The organism is uncultured Sphingorhabdus sp. (assembly GCF_937872355.1).
Taxonomy (GTDB): Bacteria; Pseudomonadota; Alphaproteobacteria; order Sphingomonadales; family Sphingomonadaceae; genus Sphingorhabdus_B.
The window spans coordinates 1-7,249 of sequence record NZ_CALMSV010000251.1 but is presented as its reverse complement, the minus strand read 5'-3'; the positions used below and the strand labels follow the sequence as shown (position 1 = coordinate 7,249).

The 7,249-nt window shown below is 52.8% G+C and carries 7 protein-coding genes and 1 pseudogene; 4 read left to right on the top strand and 4 right to left on the bottom strand.

Going from position 1 to position 7,249, the window contains the following annotated elements:
• Nucleotides 1-267 precede the first annotated feature (267 nt).
• From Q0239_RS16080 to Q0239_RS16070, 3 genes are all read left to right on the top strand, one after another.
• Nucleotides 268-834, top strand: a complete 567-nt coding sequence (locus tag Q0239_RS16080; protein ID WP_298604757.1) for a recombinase family protein — start codon at nt 268-270, stop codon at nt 832-834.
• Between the two features lie 104 nt (nt 835-938).
• Nucleotides 939-1,184 carry a type II toxin-antitoxin system ParD family antitoxin gene (locus Q0239_RS16075; RefSeq protein WP_298604755.1) on the top strand — a complete coding sequence of 82 codons (246 nt, stop codon included), beginning with the start codon at nt 939-941 and terminating at the stop codon, nt 1,182-1,184.
• The gene (locus tag Q0239_RS16070; protein WP_298604753.1) at nt 1,177-1,467 is read left to right on the top strand and encodes a type II toxin-antitoxin system RelE/ParE family toxin; all 291 of its coding nucleotides are present in this window, start codon (nt 1,177-1,179) and stop codon (nt 1,465-1,467) included. The genes Q0239_RS16075 and Q0239_RS16070 overlap by 8 nt, the downstream gene beginning before the upstream one ends.
• A 30-nt stretch (nt 1,468-1,497) precedes the next feature.
• Here the strand turns inward: Q0239_RS16070 and Q0239_RS16065 are convergent, their stop codons facing one another.
• The 4 genes and pseudogenes from Q0239_RS16065 to Q0239_RS16050 form a co-directional block, all read right to left on the bottom strand.
• Nucleotides 1,498-1,788: a hypothetical protein gene (locus Q0239_RS16065; RefSeq protein ID WP_298604752.1), complete on the bottom strand. Its 291-nt coding sequence runs from the start codon at nt 1,786-1,788 to the stop codon at nt 1,498-1,500.
• Nucleotides 1,789-2,006: 218 nt separating this feature from the next.
• The gene (locus Q0239_RS16060; protein WP_298604750.1) at nt 2,007-2,168 is read right to left on the bottom strand and encodes a hypothetical protein; all 162 of its coding nucleotides are present in this window, start codon (nt 2,166-2,168) and stop codon (nt 2,007-2,009) included.
• Between the two features lie 87 nt (nt 2,169-2,255).
• Complete coding sequence (locus tag Q0239_RS16055; RefSeq protein ID WP_298604748.1) at nt 2,256-5,270, bottom strand: Tn3 family transposase; 3,015 nt, start codon at nt 5,268-5,270, stop codon at nt 2,256-2,258.
• A 143-nt stretch (nt 5,271-5,413) separates the two neighbouring features.
• Nucleotides 5,414-6,805 (bottom strand): annotated as a pseudogene (locus Q0239_RS16050) (DUF4158 domain-containing protein); the annotation flags it as partial.
• Between the two features lie 149 nt (nt 6,806-6,954).
• On the opposite strand from Q0239_RS16050, the gene Q0239_RS16045 reads away from it, so the two are divergent.
• Nucleotides 6,955-7,249, top strand: a 295-nt coding sequence (locus Q0239_RS16045) for a transposase (protein ID WP_298604745.1), incomplete at its 3' end; no start/stop codon positions are given.

Here is a 7,249-nt window from a genome sequence, read left to right as displayed (position 1 = left end):
AGCTGGTGCAACGTTTCTGTCGGGACTGCGGCAACGAGGCTTACGCCCTTGAAGCCGTGCCGCTGCGATGCGGCCAGTGCCACACCCCGATGCAGACGCCGGAGCCGGAGAGCATCCGTATCGAAAATTTCATCGAACGGCATCGCAGGACGCTGCAGGGGCTGGCCGAGAGGTAGTTTTCTCAAAAACGGTCGTTTTTGAGACAGTTTGCCGTCCCCTGCAAAATCAGGGGGTTGAGTGTCGCAAAATATAGTCTCATAATTGGTCATGCTTTATGGCTATGCCCGCGTATCCACCAGCGACCAGAAAGCGCAGCTGCAACTGGACGCGCTGCAGGCCGCAGGCTGCCAGCAGGTATTCGTGGACGAGGGTATAAGCGGCAGCGCCGCCACCCGCCCTGCCCTTTCCAAAGCCTTCGCCGCGCTCAAGGCCGGTGACGTGCTGGTGGTATGGCGGCTTGACCGGCTTGGCCGCTCTCTCTCGCATCTCATCCAGCTTACTGGGCAGCTGGGCGAACAGGGCATCGGATTCCGGTCACTGTCCGAAGCTATAGACACCACCAGCTCGTCAGGGCGGCTACTTTTTCACATCATGGGCGCGCTGGCCGAGTTCGAGCGCAACCTGATCGTCGAGCGCACCCAGGCAGGCCTAGCCGCAGCGAAAAAGCGCGGCACCAGGTTGGGGCGCAGGCCGAAGCTAACCCCTGCCCAGGTTGCCCATGCCAGGAAGCTGATAGAGGGCGGCGAAAGCCCGCGTCACGTCGCCAGGACTTTGGACGTGTCCACGGCCACCCTTTACCGCTACCTACCCGTTCCCGCGAACGGTTCCCCATGAGGAAAAAAGAGAAAACTTGCTTTCAGAGTAAAAATGTGCAAAATTACACCAATAGTATGATAATTTCACCAACCCCCTGATAGCAAATTTTTGGAGGGCTACCCATGGCAACCGTGCGTAAAACCATCACCCTCACCGAGCAGCAAGACGCCTGGATTTCGGCGCAAATCGCCGCTGGCAGCTATACCAACGATAGCGAAGCCATCCGCGATCTTATCCGGCGTGAACAGGAGCGCAGCGCCGAAATCGAGAGCATCCGCCAGGCGCTCATCGAGGGCGAGCAGAGTGGCGAGCCGGAGCCGTTCGATTTCGCCGCCTTCAAGCAGCGCAAAGCGGCGCAGTATGGCTGATTATCGGTTCAGCCCAAGGGCGCAGCGCGACCTTGACGGGATTTTCGATTACACCGTAGCGCAATGGGGTTTGCCGCAGGCACTGCGCTACACCGACTTGATCGAATCCGCCTGCGCCGACTTGGCCGAAGCCCCACAGCAGGCGCAGAGTTGCGCCTACATTCGGCCAGGTTATCGCCGTCGTAGCGTGGAGCATCACGTCATCTATTTCAAGCCGACCAGTTACGGCATTGCCGTTGTCCGCATCCTGCACCAGCGTATGGATGCAACCCGGCATCTGTAATGCAGTAAATCAGTAATTGAGGTTGTAGAATTAACGCAGCACCTTCGCGGCAAGCTCAGCTTGCAACACATCGACTTTGGGAATGATGCCTTGCAACACACCAAGCGCGTCTGCCCATTCATCGCGAACGCTGTTCCCGGCCAGACCTTGTAGGGCACTGTTGAGTTGGACGGCTGCGCGTTGCAAGTCAACGGCCAGCGATTGACCAGTGCCTAACGTCGAAGTCGCCAGCGCATCCTGGGCGAGTTGCAACACTTCCAGGTCTGTCGCCATCACGCGGCCAGCGGTTGATGAGCGTGGGGCACCTTGACGCCTTGCCATTGCGGCATCTTTTGCAGTCGTTAGTTTAATCAGTAAATCGCGAGCATTGTCTCTCGTGACCTGGTCATTATTCCTGGCCAAAACCTTGGAAACCGCCCGCTTGGCACCACCGGCTTGTAGCATTGCCCAAATTGATAGCCCCAAACCTGCTACCGACAGGACTAAGTCACCCACTGGGGTTGTCAGCAAGTTCAGGACAGCTAAGGCAGTATCCATGATTAACGATTTTCTGGGTGAATGGCGGCAGCGAGCACAGCCTTGAGCCGTGCTTCCGACATCGTCATGCGCTCCGGCATCGGTTCCTTTATCCACTCCGCCAGCATTCGGCCATAAATGTCGCGAACGGGCATGTGGGAATTCCAGTAACCCGGCTTCTGCATCGGCACATATTGGGGTTCTAGGGATTTTCCGTCCAAAAACGACAAAGTGCTCTGGAGGCCTCTCTGGCCGTGGCCTCCAGAGGGGTATTACTTTTCCCTGACAGGTAAATATCCCTCGATTGAGCGCATAAGCTCCTCCAGTTCTGGCAATTTTTCGCTCAATTCGAAATGGTAAGTCCCCTTGAGGTTAATGTTGTGCCAAGCCACAGGGGAGGCCTGTTTGACGATTCCTATTCTATGGGCGTCTCCATGGTATTCGAAGCTGGTCAGCAGCTGACTGAGTATCCTGGAGTTGAAATAGATGATGGCATTGGTGACTAGACGAGCGCACTCATTCCATAGCTGGATTTCTTCGTCTGAACTGCCCCGGAACTGATCCCCATTTACGCTGCTCACTGCCCTACGCAGTTGGTGATAGGCCTCTCCACGATTCAGCGCGCGCTGAACATAGTTTCTTAAACTGGCATCATCGATGTAGCACAGTAGATAATTCGCTTTCACCAGGCGGTTGTATTCAGTCAGGGCTTCCAGCAACGGGTGATTGTGCTTGTATCCCGAGAGCTTTCTCACCAAGGTGGCTTGTGTTGTTTTCCGTTGTTTAAGCGATACTGCGATCCGTTGGATGGTATCCCAGTGCTGCGCAATTCGATGCGTGTTAATGGGCTTTTTCAAGCGTAGCTGTATTCTATGGTCTTTGTCTTCCTTGACATCAAACATGTCATTGATCACTTTACCGACCTGGGCATAGCGCGGGGCAAACTGGTATCCGAACAGATCGAGCAACGCGAAATTCACATGGTTCACACCATGGGTGTCGGTTGAGAGCACATCCGGAATAATGTCTGACGTATTGCTCATCAACAAATCAAAGATGTAGTGAGATTCATGCTCGTTGGCACCAATTACCCTGGCATTAATGGCCGTATGATTGGCGATTAGGCTCATAGCAGAAACGCCTTTTTGTGTACCGAAGTATTTCGACGAGTAACGGGTTTTGAACGTCTCGCGCCGGGCTCCGAACTTTTGGCCGTCGGCACTTGCGTGTAAAACATCCTCCTGGATGTTGTAGTGCCTGAAGATGGGCAGCTTGGCGGTCGCGTTATTGATGTTGTCGTTGGCATCATTCAAGGTTTCCAAACGTAGGTAGTTTGCCTGGATGGTGCTGAGCTGATCATAGGTACGATCAGAGATCTGTGCCATACCGTAAATGCCTTGATTGGTTGCATTGCCGACCAGAATTGCCAACAGATCATATTCATGGGAACGGCTTCTGGATTGGGAACCCAGCACATGCGCGAAGCAGTCTATGAAGCCGGTGTCACGATCCACCATGCGCAGTACATCCGCGACACCCGTTGTAGGGATTTGCTGGAAGAAGGGATTGTTGACCAGATGATGTTTGCTGGCCGAAGGTAAGCGCCAGAAGTGTTTACCCTGCGGATTGCGCAAGATGATATTCCGGTTGTCTTCCTGTTCAAGATATTCACCGACCTCGAATAAACGGGTATCCAATTCAGTGGCCATCTGCTTTATCAGTTTCTCAGGCTCTTTGGCCAAATCGGTTAGCTGGCTCTGTTGCAGCAGCGTATATTTATGTTTTCGCCAATGCTCCCCGTCGATCAGATCAGCATCAAGCGCCCGGTATTTAATGATTTCAGGCAGTGTTAGTTGGCCATTCAGGCGATCAGGAATCTGCTGATAGAGGAACCACTCATAACGATCTAACAGGATGTTACCGTCACGATCCAGCAGGTATTCGTGTACTTTTTTCGGTAGAAACCGGGTATCGGCGGTTTGCAATTGGGCCAGGGTGTCGATTTCGCCTTGTGCTTTCGCCAAGGCAGTCGCTAAGTGCTGAGTGCCATCGCTGCCTTCAAAGCGCAGACATCGAAATAACTCTCGCAGTAAACCTTTACGCAGGCTTTCTTTCTCGTCGTAGTATTGCCACATGGCTTCATCGACTGATCGCCGCTGCTCGTTCAAGAAGAGACATACCGATTCCAGATCCTTTTTGGCCAGGAGGTTCAGTGCTTTTTGTCTTACTGTTGCAAACGGTAGTTGCAGATCAATTTCGTCATCAATGAATAGATGGAGCACTTCGGCCGCCTTGCTGACATTTTTGGCCGCTTTTTGCCAATCCTGATACACCGCTTCTTTTGCGTACTCCTTTGCCTTCTGTTTGGTCTGCCTGACATGATGCACAAAACCATCGGCAATACGTTCGAGTGCTTGTTGCCATCGCGTTTGCAAATAGCACAACAAATACAGCCGTTGGTTGCTTATGGTTTGCCGTTTCAGTTTGGCGCCGTAGTAGTCGACTTTCTCCGCCAGGTGTTGTTGATTTTTCTGCGACAGTGAAAGCAGGCTCAAGAGCAGGTCCACTTCTGACATCCAATGCTGGATGTTGCGATAGACAACCAGCTCTTTCTCAAGTTCGGTTCCAGTGAAGTTACGAGCCGATTGTCGCAACTGCCGGAACGGTAGTGCACCTTCGCCGTTTACGAGATCCGCCAGTGCATGCTTAAGATCTTGTGACATTGCACGCTCAAGGCGGTTGGCCATGTCTTCCTGTTCATCTCCCACCACTTGACTGATGATCTTTTGCAGCGTGCTGTAGGCAGGGATCGCTATCTTCTGTCTCGAACAATACTCAATGGCCGCATCGAAGAGGTGTCTTGGAGCCGTCCAGGCTCTGGCTTGCTGGGATAAGTAGGCGCTCAACGCAGCTCCGTGGTCTTTGGCATTCCAGCGCTGGTAGTTGCAGAGTTGGAAAATACGTTGGTAAATCCGTTCGTTCTCTTTTGGCGTGAGATTAAAGGGTCTACAGCCCGGCCCTGGTAGAATGGTTTGATAAACGTATTTGAGATCCTGCTTGATCTGGTGGAAACCGGGATGAAGCACCGCCGGCTTGGCCTTGAAATAGCCCAGCAGTACAACCAGCATGTAGCGCTGACCCCGGTGACGTAGGCTTGTAGCGATAGCCAGTTCCTTATCGTTCAGCGAGAAAAAGAAGCGTTGGTCTGCTGAGGTGAAAGCGGGAGGTCCATAAAACTGTTCTTGTTCCGCCTCGGACAAGATTTGAACACGTTCATCGAATGCCATGGATTTAGCCTAAAAAGGCCAAATCTTACCCAATCAGAGCCAAAATAGGGATATGGAAAAAGTAATACCCCTCTAGAGGCCATAGATGGCGGGGCTTCCAGAGCACTTTGTCGTTTTTGGACGGAAAATCCCTAGAACCCCTACTTGGATTTGTCTATACTGCCATCGGGTTTCGACAGCAATGGCCGTGTGGCTTTCGGTAGTAAACGCTGATCAATGCTGACATCGCCGAGCCTATTACCGGCGACCAAATCCAACCGAGCTTGGGCCAGGGCCCCGGCTAACCGCCGCGTTTTGTCGGTACCGTCAAAACGCAGACAGCAAAAGAGCGAACGCAACAGTCCGGCTCGCAATGTGGACTCCGTATCCAGGTGCTGCCAAAATGCCTCCTCCGCCGACTGTTTCTGATTACTCAGGTATCGGCAGACTGAGTTCAGGTCGCTGACATTGAGAAACTGGAACGCCCGTTGCTGTACAGCTTGAAACGACGTATCAGGATCGATGCTGTCATCAACGAACAGGTGTAAGATATCAGCAGCTTTGCTCACATTGCGAGCTGCCTTTTGCCAATCCCGATAGACCCGTTCTTGGGCCATTTGATGCGCACGTTGTTTCACTTGCCGGAGGTGATGTATGAACCCTTCCGCAATACGTTCCAGGCCCTGCTGGTGCCGCGACTGCAGATAGCACAGCAAGTACAGGCGCTGGTTAGCAAGCGATTGACGTTTAAGTTTGGCTCCGTAGTAGTCAACCCGTTCGGCATAGTGTTGCTGGTTTTTCTGAGAGAGAGAAAGTGACTCGAGTACAGTCGTCACATCCGTCATCCACGGCTGAATATGGTGATACACGGCTATTTCTTTTTGCAACTCGGTGCCGGTAAAATTGCGGGCGCTCTGGCGTAGTTGCTGGAATGTAAACTGGCCTTCACCGGAAACCAGTGTGAGCAACATAGTTGATAGACCTTGGCTGCAAGCGGCGTCGATCTGGTCATGCAATCGTTTCTGGTGCTGGCCAATAACCTGACTGACGATCTTCTGCAGCGTACTATAGGCGGGAATTGCGATTTTCTGGCGAGCCAAATATTCGATTGCAGCGTCAAAGACTGCTCGGGGCTCCACCCAGCTTTCAGCACAGGTACACAAGTGCTCGACAAGCTGTGGCTGATGTCTTTTATCGTTCCAGTTGCTGACGCCGACGATCGATAGAACACGCGCATAGATACGGGATTTTTGGTCAGGTTTCAGGCTAAAACGCCTGAAGGTAAGGTCCCTATAGTGAAATCGGGCTATGAATACCAAGTCGTCCTGCATTGATTTGTACCTTGGGTTAAGCAGGACCGGTTTGCATTTGAAGTAGCCCAGCAAAGCAATCGCCACACAACGATATTTGCGTTGCCTTATTCTCGATATCTCCGCTAGTTCTTTGTCATTCAGCATAAAGTAGAATCGCTGGTATGACTCATTGAAGGATGGGACGCCATATAGATCCTCGACCTCGGCAGCAGTGAGGATTGATAGCCGCTTGTTTCTGCTCATTCTTTGACCTAAAGGTCGAAGAAGATACCGAATTTCTCAGCGCATTAGAGCCTGATCCGAAATTAAGTTGAGTGGTATCAGCAAGTTAGCTTGACGCTAGCGCCAGTCGTTGATTCAGGGGTTTTGCAACAAACTTCCGGAGATCGACGATGTGGACCGATACCACTCGGGCGCAATATGCCCGTACAGAACTGGCTTTGCCAAGCGATTTGACCGATGCCGAATGGGCGGTGCTGGAGCCCTTCTTTCCGCCGCCCTCGTCGGTGGGACGTCCGCGCAAGTGGCCGCTCAGGCGCATTATCGAGGCGATTTTGTATTTGCTGCGCGGCGGGCTGCCGTGGCGGATGCTGCCGCCGTGCTTTCCGCCCGTCTCGACGGTGCGGCTCACGGTTTATCTGTGGCGCGACAACGGCCTGTGGCTGTCGCTCAATCATGCCCTGCTGT